The 19,955-nt window shown below is 47.9% G+C and carries 13 protein-coding genes; 3 read left to right on the top strand and 10 right to left on the bottom strand.

The window, feature by feature from the left end; all coding sequences use genetic code 11:
• Position 1 precedes the first annotated feature (1 nt).
• Entirely contained in the window at positions 2-559 is a 558-nt protein-coding gene (locus OXN25_02010) for a hypothetical protein (GenBank protein MDE0423624.1), read from the top strand.
• A 33-nt stretch (positions 560-592) separates the two neighbouring features.
• On the opposite strand, the gene OXN25_02005 is transcribed toward OXN25_02010, so the two are convergent.
• The 3 genes from OXN25_02005 to OXN25_01995 form a co-directional block, all read right to left on the bottom strand.
• Complete coding sequence (locus OXN25_02005) at positions 593-1,699, bottom strand: Rpn family recombination-promoting nuclease/putative transposase (GenBank protein ID MDE0423623.1); 1,107 nt, start codon at positions 1,697-1,699, stop codon at positions 593-595.
• 131 nt (positions 1,700-1,830) lie between these two features.
• On the bottom strand, positions 1,831-3,600 hold the full coding sequence (locus OXN25_02000; protein ID MDE0423622.1) for a trypsin-like peptidase domain-containing protein: 1,770 nt from the start codon (positions 3,598-3,600) through the stop codon (positions 1,831-1,833).
• A 371-nt stretch (positions 3,601-3,971) separates the two neighbouring features.
• Complete coding sequence (locus OXN25_01995) at positions 3,972-4,370, bottom strand: thermonuclease family protein (GenBank protein MDE0423621.1); 399 nt, start codon at positions 4,368-4,370, stop codon at positions 3,972-3,974.
• 86 nt (positions 4,371-4,456) lie between these two features.
• Here OXN25_01995 and OXN25_01990 point away from each other — a divergent pair, with 86 nt between their 5' ends.
• Entirely contained in the window at positions 4,457-4,684 is a 228-nt protein-coding gene (locus tag OXN25_01990; GenBank protein MDE0423620.1) for a hypothetical protein, read from the top strand.
• A 156-nt stretch (positions 4,685-4,840) separates the two neighbouring features.
• On the opposite strand, the gene OXN25_01985 is transcribed toward OXN25_01990, so the two are convergent.
• The 3 genes from OXN25_01985 to OXN25_01975 form a co-directional block, all read right to left on the bottom strand.
• A complete protein-coding gene (locus tag OXN25_01985) occupies positions 4,841-5,860 on the bottom strand; it encodes a PorV/PorQ family protein (GenBank protein MDE0423619.1) in 1,020 nt (339 codons plus the stop codon).
• Between the two features lie 25 nt (positions 5,861-5,885).
• A complete protein-coding gene (locus OXN25_01980) occupies positions 5,886-12,158 on the bottom strand; it encodes a C25 family cysteine peptidase (protein ID MDE0423618.1) in 6,273 nt (2,090 codons plus the stop codon).
• 148 nt (positions 12,159-12,306) lie between these two features.
• Entirely contained in the window at positions 12,307-13,290 is a 984-nt protein-coding gene (locus tag OXN25_01975; GenBank protein ID MDE0423617.1) for an NAD(P)H-quinone oxidoreductase, read from the bottom strand.
• 244 nt (positions 13,291-13,534) lie between these two features.
• Here OXN25_01975 and OXN25_01970 point away from each other — a divergent pair, with 244 nt between their 5' ends.
• On the top strand, positions 13,535-14,011 hold the full coding sequence (locus OXN25_01970; protein MDE0423616.1) for a hypothetical protein: 477 nt from the start codon (positions 13,535-13,537) through the stop codon (positions 14,009-14,011).
• Positions 14,012-14,139: 128 nt separating this feature from the next.
• Here the strand turns inward: OXN25_01970 and OXN25_01965 are convergent, their stop codons facing one another.
• From OXN25_01965 to OXN25_01950, 4 genes are all read right to left on the bottom strand, one after another.
• Entirely contained in the window at positions 14,140-14,913 is a 774-nt protein-coding gene (locus OXN25_01965) for a hypothetical protein (GenBank protein MDE0423615.1), read from the bottom strand.
• A gap of 364 nt (positions 14,914-15,277) precedes the next feature.
• Positions 15,278-16,249: a hypothetical protein gene (locus tag OXN25_01960; protein ID MDE0423614.1), complete on the bottom strand. Its 972-nt coding sequence runs from the start codon at positions 16,247-16,249 to the stop codon at positions 15,278-15,280.
• A gap of 214 nt (positions 16,250-16,463) precedes the next feature.
• Positions 16,464-18,146 carry a hypothetical protein gene (locus OXN25_01955; protein ID MDE0423613.1) on the bottom strand — a complete coding sequence of 561 codons (1,683 nt, stop codon included), beginning with the start codon at positions 18,144-18,146 and terminating at the stop codon, positions 16,464-16,466.
• Between the two features lie 49 nt (positions 18,147-18,195).
• The gene (locus OXN25_01950; protein ID MDE0423612.1) at positions 18,196-19,899 is read right to left on the bottom strand and encodes a tetratricopeptide repeat protein; all 1,704 of its coding nucleotides are present in this window, start codon (positions 19,897-19,899) and stop codon (positions 18,196-18,198) included.
• Positions 19,900-19,955 lie beyond the last annotated feature (56 nt).

Genomic DNA, 19,955 nt, shown 5'->3' with positions numbered 1-19,955 from the left:
CGTGAAAGAATTGCTGTTAGAGGATGCGAATCGGTTATCCGCATCACCCTCTGAATATGAAGCAACCCGTCAGCAGATCGACACCGCGGTGTATCAGACCTTCACGCTGAGTGAAACAGACTTCAACGACCTCGTTTTCATGGAAGCGAACGATAATGTATGGGCGGGTAATAAGAACTTAGTAGACACGCTAACGCCTAAAGGAGAGTCCCGCACGCTTAAAGATGTCGTAGACAGGATTTTGAAGGCATATCCGTATCAGCATCCGCTCCAAGTCTTTAAGCGTCTTTCTCATGATGAACCGTGGTTCGACGGCTGCTTTATTATCAGCGCGAGATTTGACCCGCGCTTGATGGGCGAATTGTTGATTAGACCCTTGGCTGCTTATGAGAAACCGGCGCATGCTCCGAAAATCAAGTTTTACCTTGAAGATGGAAATCACAGGGCATTGGTGTATGCTGTTTCTCTACGGCTACAGACAGCAGTGTATCAACCTGTTCGCGTCATCTTCAGCCAAGATTGGAGCCATCTTTATCCGTGGGCACAATTGACCTCATGAACCGCAAAACTGATAGTTCGCTTTTCTTTCGGCTTATGCATCTATCTGTTCTTGGAAAGCGTGAAAGGAGCCTACGACAGATGCCTCGATATTGAGTTGCTTAAGTCGGTTGAGGTCCGCAATGGCTTCGAGTGCAGGCGTGAGGGTCTGAACGTCAGCATCTGGGAAGCGAGTGTTGAGGATAGCAAGTGTGCTTTCGATACTCGTCCGACGCGCCCCTTGTTCAATACCTTCTTCAATACCTTGTTCTATACCTTGTTCTATACCTTGTTCTATGCCTTGTTGCAAATAGTGTTCAGCCATCGTTTGCATGAGAGTTACCTCCGCTTGAGAAAGGGTCAACGTCCTTTGGTGTTCAGCAACGACCCGATCTAAATCCGCACGCTCCCCAACAGAACGCTTGTAGAAAACCAGTAAGTGAAGATAGTAGACCGCTTGCACCCACGCAGCACGCTCCGACTCCGTCAGACCCCCCAGATGATCCCCTAACGTCTCTAACACCGATACAAACACAGAACGATCCGGCGTGTCCGCACGTTTGAGAACCGTCAGCAGCCACCCAAACGGTCCCTCAGCCTGCAGTAAGTTCGCATCAGGTTCACCTTGGATACCCAGAAACAACGTCTCAAACCTCGGAACAAATCGACGCAAGGGCTCCGGCACATCCATCAACGCCTCCATTGAAATCACGGAGTGCCATTCTGCTTTGCCTGTATAAAATACAACAGGGATGATCGGACGAAACCGCCATTGGCTCTTCGGGACACCCTCAGCGACCCACTGCTGCCGTTGGTCATCCCAGATGTGGTACATATACGATAACATCCGAAAACCCATCACCGGGTCTACCGTGGACTGATGTTCAATGAGGATATAGATCATCACCTCTGTTTCATCAGTATCTCGGAAGGGTAAGAGAAAGACCAGATCCGACTCTTGTTCGCGCAGGTTATCGGCGATAAAGGTCGTATTGACGCGCCGCATTCTGCTGAAGTCAAGCGACTCAACAAGGTCTTTACCGATAATTTGCAGGAGCCCACGAAGGTTCTCTCGGTTTGATAACAGCCATTTCGCACTTCTATCTGCGAACTGTCCGAGGGAGTCCATGAAAAAAGCAAGGATTTCATTGAAGTCTGCCATATACGGGTATTATACACGTTTTTGTGCGGAAATGCCACTGATTTCCTATATCCCTGACTTTTACGCAAGTCGCGCGTGGGCTTGCGGAGCAATGCTGAAAGCGTAGCGCCCTGACTGCTGACCGCTGACCACTATTTCCTTATCAGCATCTTCCGCGTGGCAGTAAATTCACCTGCTTTCAGAGTATAGAAATACAAACCACTCGCCACAGACTCCCCGACATCATTTTTGCCATCCCAATACGCCGCACGGCTTTTGCTCTGATACACGCCTGCAGGTTGATGTCCTAACGCCAGCCTCCGAACTAACTTCCCATCTGCTGCATAGATGGTGACCGTCACCTCGGCAGGTTTGGCAAGTTGATAGGGTATCCAAGTTTCGGGATTGAACGGGTTGGGATAGTTGGTTAGCAAGACTGTTTCCTTTGGAATCGCTTTGACTAAGGATGGGGCTGCGAGTGTATCACGAGAAAGATTGATTTTTCTCGTCCATTGGTTGTAAGAAAATGTGTAGGTATAGGCATCATCAACAGAAACGTGATTCTTGTAGTTATTCCCAAAGTACCGTAGGAAGGTATCCAACCTATAGATACGCTCAGTAAACCGGCCATCATTAACGATCTCATCAAAACGGATTTTAGGATAACCCGAAGCTACGGTTTCACCATTCCACCAATAATACAAACTCGCTCCTTGATTAAGAGATTGTTGCTCCCAATTGTGGTTACTCGACCACTTGATTTGGTAAGGGACAGTAAGCCCTGCGTCGTTTATAATCCTGAATGTATGTTTTGGACCCACTGTATCCAACAAAACTTTGACATATCTTACTGGAACTGCAGAGGCTGTGGTACGCTCGTCCGATCTTGCGACAATCCCGATTAACTTACCCTGCTCGTTTAGCACAGGCCCCCCGCTGTTGCCACCAAATATATCCGCATCGATGTGCAACCAGTCTCCAGTGTCTGATTGGAAAAGTCCTAACGTCCAACGCCATAGATCAAGTTTCCCTGGGTTTCCGAGGATATGAACGGGATCTTTCCTTCTCACTTTCCGAGAGAGATCCGCGCCCAAATTGTGATTAATTTGGCGCGCTATCCCGGGGAGTGAATGAAGTTGAAGTATCGCCAAATCTCTGTTTGCATTTTCAGCAATCACTCTTCCCCATGTGGCATAACCAGTCCTCTCAAGTGCTTCATAATTCTCTACATAGTAGTCTCTATCACCAATCAATTCTCCATTCTCGCTATTCGGATCTGGCACTGGGGAATAGACAAAGACCCAATTAGATAGGTTTGTAACATGTTGGTTGGTAACGACGAGTTTCCGTTCTCGATCAATTAATACACCACTACCTTCTGCTTCTTCATACACATTATAAATCCACACTACAGAATTCATTGCCTGATTGTAGATTTGTCGTGCAGTCAGGTCTGGGAGACGCGGTTCATCAGGAATGGTGTGTGAGCCGCCGTTCCGGTATTCATACAAAGTCGCTGTCTCTAAACTCCATCTACCGCGATTGCTTTTCAGGAAATCCCCCTCGGTCGTTTCCACGACTGTAAATGCTTCAGAGGGATGTATCCAAAACGGTGCGCTGTCTCTTGTCGCGTGGTCAGTTGGTTTAATCTCGCTGCCACCACGCTGCACATAGATATACACCCATGCATTCCCTTGTGGGATAGACAAGTTTCGAGTGCCACCGGGTTCAATCCGATAATACCCATTTGTCCGCCAGCCTTCTGGCCAATTTCCATTGGCAGGTAACCATCTGGAGTATACCACAAATGCCGGTTCTGTCGCGCTGCCGTTTGTAATACGATAATCAGCTATTGCGTACTGCGTTGATGTGAGGGTTAACACTACAAAAGCACATATCAAACAAAAAAGTCTCTTATACATTCATTCTCCCTTTCCGATTTAGGAATCCGTTCAAAAAAATTCAAACTAAAGTGTGGGGTAATTGATACATTCGCAGCAATTGCGAAATGCGTCTTTTGACAACTTAATGTGAAAGTATAGCAAACCTTGCAGAAAAAGTCATTTTTTTTACGAAATAAGTAGTTTTGGGATTGGTTAAATTACGCGAGTTTGATAAAGGTAGGATGTCGGGTTTCGCTACCACTATTTAGGTAGAAAACGCCTTGAAAAACAACATATTTGTCCAAATGATAAGGTTTTTCGTGTGTATTTACCGCTCTACCCGACCTACAAGTTTATTTTCAAACTCACATTTAAATTGGATTTCACAATATCCTGTAAGGCGAGGTCTATCACCTTTTTAATTCTGCCCAAGTTGTCGTTGCTCGCTTTGTTGCATTTACACTCAGCCAAACACTTACGGGTATATCGGACAAATCAAAATCTTTGGTAAATAGCACAGGAAAATCTATCTTGTATTTAGACCTTATCGCTTTGCCGTTATCTATCATATTTCGATTAACAAAAGTTTTCACCTTTGGCAGTGCTTCATTGTCCAATATAAATATGTAAGCGATTGGCCGCCCAAAATTACCGCGATGTATACCATCAAGTGTCGTATCACTTTCTTCAAACAACACGATAACCTCTTTGTCCAATATAAGCCTTTCTAAATGATCCCGGCCTTCTATCGCCGCGTTTCTTTCTCTTTCCATTTTGGCGTTTAATTCGGGAGCATCTATTCCTGCCAGTCTAATTCTAACATGTCTTTTGTTTATATCTATGGTGATTGTATCTCCATCATAAACATCAATAACTTTAACCTTGTGACATAAATATGAGCGTAGATCTAATTGAGGAACTACAGGTTGTGAATTATCTTCAGCGGGATTATTTTCAACGGGATTATCTTCAACGGGATTATCTTCAGCGGGATTATTTTCAACGGGATTATTTTCAACGGGATTATCTTCAACGGGATTATCTTCAGCGGGATTATTTTCAACGGGATTATCTTCAACCGGATTATCGTCAACCAGATTATCTTCAACCAGATCAGGATTGACGTTTTTATGGCAATGGCGACCGCCATTAATGTTGTCGTTATGTCAACCCTCGGCGTCAAGTCCACCGCCATGTGCATAAACATTACAGATCATTACAACACTCAAAACGAAAGTAGATAGAAAATACTTAAACATAACTTTTTCCTTCGCCTCACCTAAAACCGTATCCGAAGAGACATACGATGGCTACCGCCTAATGCGGGATGGTTCGCAAACGCATAGTCCAATCCTGCCCCTGCACCTGTGACGAATCGGAGGTTCAATCCTGCACCTGCTGTCAATTGGCGGACACTCTCAAGGCTGCCACTTCGTTCCGCAAGCCCAATCCGTAAGGCGAGCAGGTCAAATAGCGTCCATTCCGCACCTGCGTGCAGTTCAACACCGTCTTTGATGTAGGTATCTAAGGCAAGAATCAGCACACTTCGGAAAACGCTAAGCCTATGTGTTGTTGCAATGCCAATTTTGAGATGGGGCGGTATCGTTTCAGTATGGGAGGTCTGATCTGCTGACGGCGGCGGTGTGTTCCAATAAAGCTTCGTCTGAAAGGCATCGCTCGCTTGTAGACCAAGCGTCAGTTGATGCGGCTTTTCTGGGTTTGTCGTCGCAATGAAACCGATGTCCGCACCACCACCAATGGCGTTCGTGCTCCGATAGCCGCTCATGTAGAGCAGTTTGAGCGTGCCGCCGACCCGAAGATTCATACCGTAGAGAGACGGAAGTCGCCATCCCGAGGCAAAAAGGAAAGCGTTATCCGTATTGTTGAAAGTGCCTATAACTTCAGGTCGGTTCGTCGCTCCGATAGGACGGCTGGCAACTGGCAAACCAGTGATCAGAATGTCGTCAACACCGACGCGCAGCCAGCTCACACCGATTGCGCCTCGGTTTTTAAGAGGGTGTATGTAACTGACGAAATCGTAGGCATCTTCCCCGTTGAGTGTGGAATGCATGAAACTGACCTCGTATCGGGTAAGTTGTCCAAGTCCAGCAGAATTCCAGTACGGGGCGTAAGCGTCAGCACTCAGTGCAGTGCCTGCACCCCCCATTCCAAGAACTCGGGCACCGACACCCAGCGTCAAGAAGTCAGCCGTGTATTTCGCGTCTGCGGATGCAAGTCCGATGCAGAACATAATTACAGACGTAATATAGTAGAAGATACTTTTCTTACAATGTTTCATATAGACTCTTAACTGACAACTATTCTCAACGAAGTTTCATCATTTTAAGTATTTCGGTGATGTCTTTTTCACCCTCTCGCTTAATTTGGAGTTTTGCGTAGTAAACGCCGTTCGCTACCTCAATACCATCAGCATCCCTACCATCCCACTCCACCATAAGGAACCCAGGGGTCGCCGGTATCGAAAGTTCACGGATAAGTCGTCCGCTCAGTGTGTAGATTTTCACAACAAACGAGTCAGCAGGTGCTGTTAGTTCGCAGGTAAGCGTCGTTTTACGCGGGAACGGATTCGGATAGTTCAGAAACGATAGCAACTGCAAAGTATCGTGAACTCGGAATGTAATGCTCTCTGTGTCAGTGTTTCCGTGTACATCGCTGGCTGTGAGTCGAATCTCATACTCCCGCGGTTCGAGTTCAGGAGACAGATATGTTAAAACAAGCTGATTCGAGCCGGGATGGTAGGTTAACTGATAGGCTTCGGGATTGATCGGTTCATACGAGAGCCCGCTGCCAAGCTCCAACAAAAATGAACGGGTGAGATAGTCGATGCCACTTGGATCCGTTAGGGTCGCTCCGATGAGCGGTTCAGCGTCCGTCGCATCTCCTGGCACAAAATGTTGCTGATTCCCAATAGTCAACTGTATGTCCGGTGGTACAGCATCGTCAGTGTATAAAAGTGTGACACTTCCGAGCCGATCCGTCGTGGCTCTAATGGTCCCTACAGGTCGGGTTTCAAACCGAAACCTGTCCCCCGGTTTGAAAGAACGCGTGCTTTGTGTAATCTGGAAATGTAAACCGTAAGGCGCGTAGAAAAACGGCTGCCCGACTGTCCCGCGGCGTGGGGCATTTTCACCGGATTGAGACCGTAGGATACCCGTTTTCTCTCCCTCAATTTGAAATTCTGTGTCAGTGAGGAAAAGGATAATCCACCGATCTTCTGGCATAGCGGTATCCGGTGGGAGTTCAATGGAACTAACAATTCCGGTGCCTCGGTTGACATCTCCGAATCCCGATGCATACCAACGCAGCTCTTGTTGTGGAGAGGTGTCCGGGTCAGTATCAAAGGGTTGTTCAAGAGCAGTGATGTTAAATGTCCAAACATCGCCGAACCTGAAAGGTTCTTCGGGATCAATTTCAACATTAACATCAAATCCATGTCTAAAATTGGGGAAGTCTGTACTAAAGCCTGCAAGTTGTTCTCTCGGTGCAACAACTTCTAATTCTTCAAGCGTCTGCGCTTCTTCTGTGAAGGGTGCGCGGAGGAGTCGATAGGTTTGCGGACCTGTGAAAAGCAGGACGTATTTTCCAGTTGGCGCGCCGTCTGGATGGATGCGAATGTCCCGGAGTTCACCTTCGCCAATATTTTTTGCACTTATGTCGGTAGTCTGTATCCGCCGCTGCAACGTTCCCGCAGTGCCAGTCAATAATTGAGAGGGAAGCCGGATCCAGTTGCTGAGCGTCGAACTCCACTGATAAATACCTATCTCGCGTGCCCGGGACTCAACTGCAGTGCCAATTGTGGCGGCTGTATCCGATACGTCAGTAACCTCCTCCGCACTTCCTAACAATTCTTTAGCGAGCTGCGTCCCGAGTGCGCCAAGATCAAAACTGAAGTCAATCGCTATTGGAGAAGTCAGAGAAATGGCTGTCGGCTGTTGGCTGTCAGCTGTTGGTAACTCACCTGCGGAATTAAAAACGTTTACGACTGACTGCTGACTTCCGATAGCCAATTCATAACCGTAAGCGTTCCCAGGTAGTGGGACAGGCTTGACAGAATAGCGATCATCGGTCAGCGAAGTCTGTTGTCTTGCTGACTGCTGACCACTGCCTGCTGGTAGCGTAGCAACCCTAAGCACAGTTGGATTTTGAAGTACACCCGGTGGCGCAGTAACAACGCAGTTCCGATCCAAACTGGCAATCTGATTTGAAGAGGTTCCGCCTATCACACCCATGTCAACAGAGATTTGTCGGTAGGCAATATTGTCGTCCTCCTCGTTTTCGAGAACCTTACCGGATTGATCTGTTTCACCAAAGTTTGGGTCCACATAAACAAATATATCGTGTGTACCGAGAGGTAGCCCGCGCCTATCAACGTTTTCGTGTTGTCCACCGGCAAATGGAAAGTTCGCCGTTAGTGGAAGGGCGGCGGTTGCGATTGGCAGTGTATTCAACGGATCGGGTTCATAAACGTCTTTTTCCCCACGCGGATTTTCGGAATTCGCTAACGGCGAACGTTGTATCCAATCCCCGGGTTGAATTCGAGCAGTTCCAAGGAGATTGGCACTATCATCAATAATCGTATCGTCGTCAACATCGGGATTGCCGTAAAAGAAGGCGACTTCAACAGGCGTTTGTATCTCATCCCCCTCTACCTGAACGTCTGCTGAGAGGGACCACTGCTGCGCTTCAGTGTTGTAGCCGTACCGAATAACAGCGGTTCTGGCGACCTCTACAACAGCAAGATTCGGATGGACATAGGGATAATATCGTAACGCCTGACTTTCAACCGTATTACCATCTGCGTCTGTGACTTGAATATCGTATCGGATAACGGAACCATCTATTGGGGCATCAAGGGGTTCGGGAACTGTCCACCATCCCTCTGCTGACAAAGGTGTTGGTGCTGGCGTAAGCGTCACATACTCCCACTGTCGGCTTATGGGGTTCCGCCAACTCAAGAGTACTGAAGTCAGTGCTTCCTTTTCATCAGAAACCTGAACAGAGATACGGAATTTGTCCTCACCGACTAATTCCGTCTGAACATCAAGAATTTTTGGAATATTAACAGTAAATCCATCACCACCGACAGCGATTGTTGTGGGACTCTGTGCGTAGTACTCAACGTGCGCATCACCGCTGGCAATGTTTTGTGGAACAGTGAAAGTTACCGCAGGATAGGCACCGTTGCTAACGCTCAGGGTTTTCGTCACAATTACATCGCCGGTATAGTAATTAACGGGACCTGAGATGCCTTGTGCGATGACTGTTTTTCCAGGGAATAATGCCTTTACGGTAAGTGTGCCATTAAAAGTGGTATTTCTTGCAAAGCGTTTGACCCGCCCCAATGCGTCGTAGGTGGCAGTCTGAACGTATCCGGGAGCGACTCTGAGTGTGTCACCCGGCGCAACTGTTTTCGTCTCAATATTAGGCAGAATCTCACCATCAGCGATAGCAATTTGTAAAGCGGGGTCTCCGAAAAGTGTATACTCCATCATGACATCAATCTGCCCTGTCCCCTCTGTCATCAGAAGTTCGACTTTTGAATCAAAACTCAAGGGACCGAGTTGTCGGATGTTCCGTTTAAAAAGCATGTCAAAGATAATCCGATTGAGGGCATCATTTCCACTGCCATAAGTGAGACGTGTGGCACTCAGCATACCGATGATACCGCCTCTCTCTTTTCGCAATAACTTCTCCGCCATGCTGGGTTCACCCGGTTTATCAAAATAGCCATTATAGCAGCTGAGCACCAACATGAAAGGGATCTTTGCCGTCTCCTCAACCTCCTCAACGTCTGCGTTGTCAAATATTGACTCGTGCGTCCAGACAGTCCTACCGCCATGGCCAGCGTATTGCGCCAAGACCGCTCCTTCTCCGAGTGCCTTGATAATCCTCTCCCTCGCGACATAGCGGGGCAAGATGTTTGCATAATCGGCTGGACGCGCCTCAACTTCGTCGATGACATCTTCGAGAAAGACTTCAATGGTCTCATAGCCTAAACGGGTGTGGTCTTTCGCAATTTCGTTGAGACTCTTCTTGAAGATAAAATCCCCAGAGTTACTAACTTCATCGTCAGCGACAGAGATAATCTTCCTACGCCAATCTCCACTGGGTGGACTCTGTTCATAAGCCAATATTTTATCAACAACAGTCTCCGATTGGCTGACAGTTTCAACGCTGAGCCTCCCGATGTAGAAATCGGTGAATTCATCGTGTCCTGAAACCGTCGCGTACCAGTGATCGGCGGCAGTTCGACCAAATGAATCCGTTCGGATATAGTGTGTTGGAATGTAACCATCGAGTTCGGGGGGTTCGAGGTGAATTTCTGTGTCAACACCGCGAAAATCAAACGTTCCATCGCCAAAAAAGACAACGTAAGACAGCGCGGGTGGTGCCCAAGATTGATAAGCGTGGGTCAGAAACGCCTTGATTGCCTTAGGGCTGACCGCGCCACCGCCAAATGTATTGTAGATCTCATCCGTTGTAACGACCCTCGTACGATATCCGCCACCGCCAGGCGTTGCGCGCCACGCTGCTAATCTTTCCGCTGCAGATAGGAATTTTGAATGTGTCACGACCAAATAATCGGCACCGTGATTCGCAGTGGCTAAATCCGTAGGTCCGATGATTTCAATACGCTCTGGCTGACGCAACGCAGTATCAGAAACCGCAACAAACTCGGCGTTTCGGGTGTCGAGCATCTGGAAAAGCGCGTTATAGGAATTAGGGTTTTCTATGTCCGTCTCCACCGTAACCCCTTGCATCCGAGCAGTGAGCACATTGCCATCTGTCTCAAAAATATGTACACCCGGGTCGCCAAACGCCTTAATTTCATACTGAAGTTTGCGCCCACCCGTAGGTTTCGTCTGTGAAGTTTCATCTGGGGTAGGTGATGTGAACCACAGTTCATCAGAAACTGCGCGGAAGAGGCGGGTATACTCAACAGAAAAACGGTTGAGATAGACATGATACGGATAGCGGGTTGTGTCTTCGTCAACGTTATCATCAACACGGGCAAGGGACAAGACATTTTGTTCGCCGTTCCTATTATCTTTGAGTGTATCCCATGCCCGTAAAGTCCGTTGGACAGTGAGCGTGTCCTGCTGTTTCCATTTCGCAAACTCTATTCGGACCCCGTTGATAGCGACTAAGATTTCATGGGATACCGGTGTGCCACCTTGCAAATCGACGGAAATGTGCAGCGGGTCGAAACTTTTTGCAACATCATAGAGCGGAAACTCAAGGCGCATTTCGCCAACATCGCTTCCATTTTTGATACCATCCCAGTACCAGAAATCCAATGCTTCAAACCACCCATGTTTATTACCGGGAGAAACGGTGTTTGTGTATACAAATTCAAGGTTATTCGTGAGATAATTCTCTTCAAAGGTTAGTTTAGAGCGGAAGGTAGGGACTTGTGTCGCTGTTGGATCTGTGGGGCTGACAGTAACCTGTGGGACCCGCGCAGAGGTGCGCCGCCTATTGTCAAGCGTGAGCCAATAGATATTCCAACGACTATAGCGGTTTTTCGGTTTATGTCCAAGGAAAAAGATGGCATCTTCTGGATCAAAACGGCCGTCGCCTGCGCCGCTAATGTAGATAGGAATATTTCTACTCTCGTGCGTGAGTCGAAGTTGCCTTGGATCTGCGCCAACGAGCTCTATCCCCCAATCCTGCTGTAGGGCTTCTGCTGTTACAGTATAGACCCCGGTTTCTTCGACGAATAATTTAAAGCGGACACTATCGGAAGTCTCATCAGGAATGAGTGCCGGTGCTGCAGGCATCACGGGACGGGGCACTCTGAAATTACGCGCCTGCTCAGCATTGAGAAGTTGATGGGACAAGGCACGTTCAAAGGCTTCTGATTCGGCTATCAATGTGGGGCGATTGTGTCCCACTTCACTGCCACTAATTCCTCTTGACCGACTGCTGACCGCTGACTGCTGACCGCTACTGGAAAACCGGATGTTCACCGTAAGGTGTGAGTACAGGCGCAATTGACGGGTTCTCGGCAGATACTGCACAGGATACAATGCCACCGCAATGACGCGTTGGCTGCGAATGTAACCTTCCCGGACGACGCGGGCAAGTGGGAATCCCGGATAGGAAGCGTTTCCAGTCGATTGATAGGCACTACCGCTTTCTACCCAGTGTTGTGTCGCTGCGTGTTGTGAGTTGCGTTCCTGCACATCGAAAATAGAGACCGGCACGAGACGAATACCGGTACGTGTCTCAGCTGGAGCCGCAGAAATATCAATTGCTTCGATTTCAACTGACGCCGGTATACCTAACATCAACCGTGTGACTGGAACTTTGGGATTACCGGGTTCATTGGTAAAGCGGCTGTCGTCGTAATGGACCTCTTGATAGCGGACCCTGTCTCGAACTACCTCAGAGATAGTTAGTTCCGGCAAGGTGAATTGAACGGTAATTCCGCTCTCTGATGTGACTTGAGTAAGCCGTGCGGTCGCGCTACCTATACATAGAAAAAAAAGAAGGGACAGTATGATCGCAAGCCGAAATTGTGTACGTATAGGTTTGTGTGCCGCTTCTGTTTGTTGTGAGAGTAATTGCGTCATTTATTTTGTTCGTTTCCGTGGGCTGTCAGGAATCGATACGGAAATCTATTGTACAGAGTTCCTTTCGGTCGTCGGTTAAGAGATTATCTGCTTGATTTAAAAACCTCTTTAACTGATAACTGACAACCGATAACCGATAACTATTCCGCTATCCTACTTTCAAAAGAATTTTACCAAAATTGCGATTCGCTTCCATATACTCGTGCGCCTGCCGTGCCTCGGCGAGCGGAAAGACGGTATCAATAATCGGCTGTAGCGCGCCATGTTTCAATTCTGGCAACCATCGTTCAACGAAACGCTGTGTAATAGCAATCTTTTCGTCAATGGATTGCGGTCTCATAACCGATCCGGTAATCTGGAGTCGGTTGCACATCACCGCGCCAAGATTAATTTCCGCGGTCGCCCCAGCGATCAATCCGACTTGCAGGAGTCTCCCCTTTGTTTTGAGGATAGAGAGGTTCCGCTCAAGGTACGGAGCACCAATAAAGTCTAAAACGACATCAACGCCCTGTCCATCGGTTAAACGTTGGATTTCGGCAACGAAGTCAGTTGTTTTGTAGTTGATCCCCTCTGTTGCGCCAAGTGCCTGGCATTTATCGATTTTTTCCGATGTTCCGGCAGTGACAAAGACCGTGGCACCCGCATGCCGTGAAATCTGAATTCCGGCACTACCGACCCCGCTTCCACCGGCATGAATTAGGATTGTCTCACCTGCTGATAATTTGCCCAACGTGAAGATATTTTCGTTTGCCGTAAAAAAGACTTCGGGAACTGCAGCGGCTTGTTCAAAACTCCACTCATCAGGTATAGGCATCGCCATGCGGTAATCAATAACAGCCTGTTCTGCATAGCCACCGCCTCCGACAAGCCCGAAGACTCGATCGCCTTTGGAAATCCCGTTCTCTACGGCAGCACCTGCTTCTGAAACGGTACCCGCAATCTCCAGACCGAGTATTTCGGATTCACCAGGCGGTGGGGGATAGCCGCCTCGACGTTGAATCAGGTCGGCACGATTCAAAGCAGTCGCATGCACATCCACCAAAAGTTGCGTTGCTGTTGGTGTGGGTGATGGTGCTTCAGCCAATTGTAAGACTTCTGGTCCACCATCGCCGGTTCTGATAATTGCTTTCATCTTTTTTCTCCAATTCATCATATTTGTCTTATTTCATATCGGTTTTCTTCAAAAAAAAACTGTTTCCGAAGTGTAGGTAGGACCGGCGCACGGATATGTCGCGGCTCTGGTTGGTAGGTGCGCGGCGGGACTTGTATAGAAACGGAAGCGTAGGAAAAAGAAGATTACAACCTTTTGGGCGTACCAACGTCTAAAAAACAAAAAGGATAAAAAATTAGAATGCATCTGAAAGGAGGAAAACACGATGAAAAAAAGAAATACAAAAAAAGGGTCTAAAAAGTTAGCGTCGCGTCGATTCAACCCAGTGAAAGCGAAACTGGAATCCATAAGCGAATGTTTCGACCAATTACGGCATGGGCTGCCTGCGAACCGAGAAGAATACGTTGAGGGAGACCGGATTACACACTCCTACGTTAAAAGTTGCTTCCTCATGATTATCCAACGTGCTGTGGATATCAACAACGTTATCATCGAATTTAGCGGACAAACGCCGCCACTGCAAAAGCATCACAGTTTTCGCGCCTTACATCAAAACAGCACCATTGATAGAGAAACGCTGGACTTTTTCATGAAGGCTTTGGACTACTACGAAAGCATCGCCAACCCGTATCAAGAACTCCCACCATCTGAATTGTACGATGCCTCTTGGGAATTGTTGAAGTATGGGGAAGCCTATACCAACCAGATTGAGCGTTTCTTTTTAAAAACTTCGCGTGCTTAGTTTGTGCTTATATATTTGCAATCCATAGAGTAGGCGCGGTTGCAAACTGGGGTTCCCCTCTTTACTGCGGAGTCCCCTCCACTTTTGAAGCAAAAGGTTGCAAACCACGCCACGAATTGATGGACTATCTAATTAAATTCAACGATACCGCCCGTTCCCTTGAGGATAATATCCGGTTTAAGCAGAATCTGCTGTTCTTGTTCCAACTTTAACCCAGTTGGATGGAGCATATAAGCAATTCTGAGTGGGAGATATTTTCCCAAATCGGCGAGTCTATCTACATCGCTCTTAAAGATTATCTGTTCGCTCTGCTGAGTCTGATAGGCGTACCAATACTTGAGATAGGAACGAATGCCATTGCTAAAGATAAGTTCGCCAGAGCCAGAATCAACAACCTTGACCCAAACACGCCCAAGAGCCGTAAGACGGGTGCGGATATAAGTGGATGTCCCTGAAATTCCGCCCTGACTCCCCTGCTTCATCAGGTGCTGATCGTAATCCTGCCGAGTTAATTTCGGTGACTCAACCATGCCAATGATAATCATATCAGTATCAAGTGACTGTCCAAGCTTCGCCGCCAACGCTGGGTCAGCGTAAATCTGATTCAGGGTCAACCCCAATTCTCCGAGTTTATCATCGACCGGTTTAACTTTGTTTGAGAGGTCATAAACCCACTCTGCTTCCTTGAAGATGAGTTCGAGACGGGTCGCAAGGTTGACGCTGATACGCGTCCCTAATTTGCTTATATCTTCCGCCTCCGCCTCAGTGAAGAACGGCGTGACAGCAATCCGCTTCGCATCGGTGATTGGCGGTGGCGTTGTGATCTTTGGTTCGTCTGGCCCACAGCCCATCATTGCCAGGCAGAGAAGCGGTATAAGTAGAATTGTAAAGAAACGTGTCACTGAAGTGTGCCTCCTATAATTTTCGGTGTAATTTTCAAGCCAAATTTTCTACCAATCAGAGCCAAAAACTTGACTTAACTTTACAATGTGTGCTCTAAAAGTCTTTCCTTTACTCCCGTGATGGAGCGTCCGATGTCTTGGGCTAAGACAAATTTAGGGTTCCCAACGAGCGAGCCTATAGACCCTGTCCAACTTGTTGGCGCGATTGCTAAATCGCGCCGATATTCGTTGGAAACCCCATTGTGCTCTTGAAGCACAACGTGTCTTTGCCTCACATTTTGCTAAAAGCATACCAAAATTACAGAAATACGTCAACTTTTATCCGACATTCCATTCAAGGTTATCATTCATTACTGGAAATGGACTACCCGGAAGCGGCGATCGCTAATGCCCGGACCTCTCCGAATTCATGTGAGAGTTTTGTCCAAGAATCACCCGCATCTGTGCTCCGATAAAGCTGCCCGCTTACGCTACAAGCGATAAGAAGGTCGTTAGCATTCGGGTTGTGGGCGAAGCACCAAATCGTGCTGTTGGCAGTTCGACCGATGTCCGCTCGGGTCCACGATTTGCCAGCGTCACGTGTTGAAAAAATACCGCCTTGATCGCCCGGAGGTCCGTTCCCTGCTCCGATAAATACACGACCTGCATCACCGTTCAAAAAGAAAGCTGCACGGCAGTATGGCCATGGATAGTGCGCTTTAACATTCAGTGGTGTCCACTGCTGTCCCATATCTGTTGTCACACAGACATCGTTATTCGTTGCAGCGACGATAGTCTTCGGGGAACCCGGGACTACACAAAGCCCATGAATATCCAAGCTACTGAGACCCTCACTGCGCTCAGTCCATGTTTCCCCGCCATCGGTGCTGAGACGCATTCCATCAATTTCGATCCCAGCGTAGAGTGTTTGCGAATCGTTGGGATCAATCACGAAAGTTGTGACACGCGGAATAATCGGGACACCTTCGCACTCTTCTGCCAAATCGACGTTGAGCTGCTTCCAGTTAGCACCTCCATCCGTAGATTTGAAAAGTGCAGAAGGGCACGTTCCAGCATAGACCGTGTCAGGTGCGTTCAGATCAATGGCAATCGCCCAGACTTCCCGTCCATCCATGGGGCTTGGAAGATGGTGCCACGACTCCGCAGCGTTGTTGGTCTGGAAAATGCCGTTTTCGGTACCGGCGTAGAGCGTGTCTGGGTTACTGGGACTAACGGCTAAAGCACGAATATCGGCTTCCGGAAAGAGTCCGTTACTCACTCGACCCCAAGTATCACCGTTGTCGGTGCTGCGCCAGACACTTTGTCCAATAGTTCCTGCATAAAGTGTAGATTGCATGTTTTACCCCTTTTTTATAGCGGTTCGCTATTCGCATATAGTTGTTAGTCGTAATCAACGGTATGAATGCCGTATGGCATTCCCCGGGTTATTGGTTGTTGGTTAAGAAGGTTTCCTTTAACGGACAGACTCTTAACTAATGACTATCAACCAAGAACCATTAACGAATTGCTGTTAGCAGTTCGCGGTTCGCTATCGGCTATCTGCTATAATATTACTCCGTTAGCGTACCTGTGTCAACAATTCTTGAATCAAGCGAGATTTGGTATCTGATAGATTCGGGTTCTATTTCCGGTTCAAGCAGAAACGAGAATCGATACAGGTGGTTGTCCTGAGCGTCTCGCGTTACTTGGTACATCGCTTGTGCTTCACGGTACAGCTGCTCCGCTTTATTGTTGTGGAGCATTAAGGTCACCATAGGCGTTAACCCAACAAGTGGTTCACTCGGTTTAGCGATAATGTCCCAGTAGCGCGGATGTACGGCGTTAGGGAGAGCCGTCGTGGTAAATGCAATATGGGCACCGCGTGTCCCACTATATTGGTACTTTTTGTTCTCTGAATGGAAGCTGGGCGTATCCCTCTGTAGGCTCGGAACGAGGACTGCCTCCGTAACGGTGGTTGGTAGGACGAGAGAACCCGTGTTACTCGTAGATAATGCCATCTCCCGAACCTCAACAGCCCCGGTGGTGTGGAACTCAATAGCGTGGACAGCAGTATTCGACACGGAACCGCTGGAAAATCCTATTGTTAATCCACCAGCATTTTCAAACCCAATGTAATCCGCTGAAAAATTGCCCAATTCTCCATCTTGTGTGCCACTCGGGTAGGAACGGTGCCAGCGACGGGGTGATAAAGAGAGATTTACTGCCCGATAATCAGACAAGTAATTAGCAAGTTTCCATGAAATAAAGATGTCGGAGACCGTTTGATGGACACCCTGCGATGCGAGGACATCAGCGATACCGGTGAAGGATGTTCCACGATTCTGAACGATTTCAGTCACCGTTGCTATACCGCCATACTGTTCATGTAGATAGAGCATCCACAAGAAAGCAGCACCGTAGTGGGGCAGCAAATTACCGCCTGCGTCGGGCCATGTGACGAGCGAAATAGTCGGTGCTTTCTCGAAGGCAGTTATATGTTCTTGGAGCGAGTATCCACAGAGAAATGAGGCGTACTCTGCACAACCTTCATCAACCCAAGTCGCTTCTTTAGCATCGTGTGTCCAATTGATAATATGCTGAAATTCATGTGCGACAACATTATGAGCGGTTTCGCTATTCGGATTCAGCGGGTGTGTATCGATATACAGTATTTCACCTTCGTTACTGCGAATCGGAAAGCCACGAAATCCAGGGTGTCTAAGAACACCTCGGCTCTGATCTGCTGGATTGAAAAAACCTGCTGTATATTGATTGCCATTGTCTTTATCTCGGATATTGAGCAGAAGTAAGATAATCCTTCCATTTCTATCAATATCGGGCGGAGCACCGAAGATTTCCGTGAGTGTCAGGTAAATTCCGCGTTGTGGATTCATCGGTACAGCTGCGTCAAAAGCGCGAATTATCGCCTGAACAGTAGCGGCGGTAACGCGTGTATTCCATTCAGTATCCTCAACGAAAACATAACAGAAATTGCCTACACCGCGCAGTACCGTAGAAACCCTGTATTGCTGCATACTTCTGAAATCAGGTGCGAAGAAGGTCCGTTCTGTCCCGACAGGTAGTGCCGGAGCAGCGGGCAGCTCAGGAGCGGAAGGAACTTCGTTCCATCCTTCTTCGCTTCCAGTCTTCCATCCAGCAGTTAACTCCGGTGTACCGCAAACGTACGCCGAACTTCCGAGCGGCAAGCCTAAAGGCAATAGCATAGCAATGAAAAGCAGGGTTATATTTTTCATTTTTTTTAATTTGCGCAGCGGAACGCCCTAACTGCTAATTGCTAATCTGCTATCTGCTGGCTTTGACAGCGTCGAGTTTTTGGCGGAGTTCTGCATTGTCTGGTTCGAGTCGTACGGCTTGTTCCAAAGTTTGCAATGCCTTTTCCTTTAAACCCTTCTGCAGATAGGCATCAGCAAGATGCAAAAGAATTTCGGGTGTATCAGGAAGATAACGAATTGCGAGTTCCAGATTTTCTATCGCAGCGTCCAATTTTCCCTGTTTGAAGTATATAAACCCTAAACTATCAAGATACGCACCAGACGTTGGTGAGCTTTTGAGTGCTCGACGGACGAGTGCCGCAGCCTCGTCTAATTTGATACCTTGCTCAGCATAGAGGTAGCCCAACGCGTTGTAGGCATCTGGCAGTTCGCTTTTCGAGGACAATTCAATAGCCTTGCGAAGGTAATCTTCTGCGCGTTTCAGATCATCTAACATCTGATAAGCCATTCCGATCCCGGAAAGGGCTGGCACGTAGTTCGCATCGGTTTCCAGAATCTTTGCGAAAATGTTTATAGCCTTCCGCGGCACGTTGAATCTAAGATAGATCTGCCCAAGGGCGTGACGCATCTCTTGAAGCCGCATCGTCAGCGTAACCCGGTCAGCACTTCTAACACGACGTGTTCCGCCTCTCATCGAAGCCGCTCGTGCTTCTAATAGACTGATTGCGTGCATAATATGGAATTCGGATTTCTCAAGGTCGTTCTGTTCTTGATAGGCGAGGCCAATACCGTAGTGTGCCTCAATTTCAGTCTCAGATGTATTCGCGGTTCGCGGTTCGCGGTTCGCGGTTCGCGGTTCAGCCGTTTGTGCTTCAAGTCGGGTCAGGATAGCGAGGAACGTTTTTATCGCCGCAGGATAGTCACCGGTCTGAAGGTAGAGCTGACCAAGGCGGTTCCGCGCACTCAACTGTTCTGGAAGGATAGTTACGACCCTTTCATAGGAGAGCAGTGCCTCTTCAAGCCGGTTTTGCATCTCATAGAGTTCACCGAGTTCGGTGTGAAATTGATCGTCGAACGGCATAATTCGGGTCAGTGCCTTGAAGGATGTGATTGCGGTTTCGATTTCACCGAGATCACGTGCCATGGTGCCGAGATAGTAATGTGCCCTGTGGTGGTCTGGGTCCAGTTCAATGACCTGTTTTAAAACCGCGAGCATCTCCTCTTGTAACGCTTGGGTCCGGGTGTCGCGCCGATTTTCTTGGATAGATGCAAAGACTCTACGTGTTAGTATTTGGGCGAGGAGCCATGTTGCTGGCACACTCTCGGGGTTAAGCGCAATAGCTTTTCTGACATCGTCCTCTGCTCCTGGGATGTTTTGCAGTATATTAAATTGGAGTGTAGCACGTTCTGTGTAAATAAAGCTCAGGTCGTGCGAAGACACAAATTCAACTGAAGCAGCCGGAGATTCACCGTCAAGCCCAAACTCTTCTATGAGGACATCATAAGCGGCTTTGCTTTCACGAACGTTTCGTTCACTGGTTCCATTGTAGATTGCCCACATCACAGTGGCGTAGAAGTTAGCAGCGTCCCTCATTTCAGTATTTAATTCTGTATTGGCATCGGTGGGTGCCACTAACTCAGGTGTTTCAAACACACCTACCATCTCAGAATTCAACACGATGCTATCTATTGATGATGGTGAAACTTCCTTGTTCTGGGCTTGTAAGTTGTGTCCGAAGATGAAACACGTCATCAGAACAAGGATTATGAGCATGTTGAGGTATCTCATTTTTTTAGGGTTGTCGGTTTTTCAGTTTCCAGTGTCTGGTA

The sequence above is a fragment of the Candidatus Poribacteria bacterium genome (assembly GCA_028820845.1).
In the GTDB taxonomy this organism is placed as follows: Bacteria; Poribacteria; WGA-4E; order WGA-4E; family WGA-3G; genus WGA-3G.
This window is presented reverse-complemented; position numbering and strand designations above follow the sequence as displayed.

What these genes read in the sequence shown, in the direction of transcription:
- OXN25_01960 (MDE0423614.1), bottom strand. Translation starts at nt 16,249, where the DNA reads ATGCAATCTACACTTTATGCAGGAACTATTGGACAAAGTGTCTGGCGC.
- OXN25_01980 (MDE0423618.1), bottom strand. Translation starts at nt 12,158, where the DNA reads ATGACGCAATTACTCTCACAACAAACAGAAGCGGCACACAAACCTATA.
- OXN25_01975 (MDE0423617.1), bottom strand. Translation starts at nt 13,290, where the DNA reads ATGAAAGCAATTATCAGAACCGGCGATGGTGGACCAGAAGTCTTACAA.
- OXN25_01985 (MDE0423619.1), bottom strand. Translation starts at nt 5,860, where the DNA reads ATGAAACATTGTAAGAAAAGTATCTTCTACTATATTACGTCTGTAATT.
- OXN25_01955 (MDE0423613.1), bottom strand. Translation starts at nt 18,146, where the DNA reads ATGAAAAATATAACCCTGCTTTTCATTGCTATGCTATTGCCTTTAGGC.
- OXN25_01990 (MDE0423620.1), top strand. Translation starts at nt 4,457, where the DNA reads ATGAGCGTAGATCTAATTGAGGAACTACAGGTTGTGAATTATCTTCAG.
- OXN25_01950 (MDE0423612.1), bottom strand. Translation starts at nt 19,899, where the DNA reads ATGCTCATAATCCTTGTTCTGATGACGTGTTTCATCTTCGGACACAAC.
- OXN25_02000 (MDE0423622.1), bottom strand. Translation starts at nt 3,600, where the DNA reads ATGTATAAGAGACTTTTTTGTTTGATATGTGCTTTTGTAGTGTTAACC.
- OXN25_01970 (MDE0423616.1), top strand. Translation starts at nt 13,535, where the DNA reads ATGAAAAAAAGAAATACAAAAAAAGGGTCTAAAAAGTTAGCGTCGCGT.
- OXN25_02005 (MDE0423623.1), bottom strand. Translation starts at nt 1,699, where the DNA reads ATGGCAGACTTCAATGAAATCCTTGCTTTTTTCATGGACTCCCTCGGA.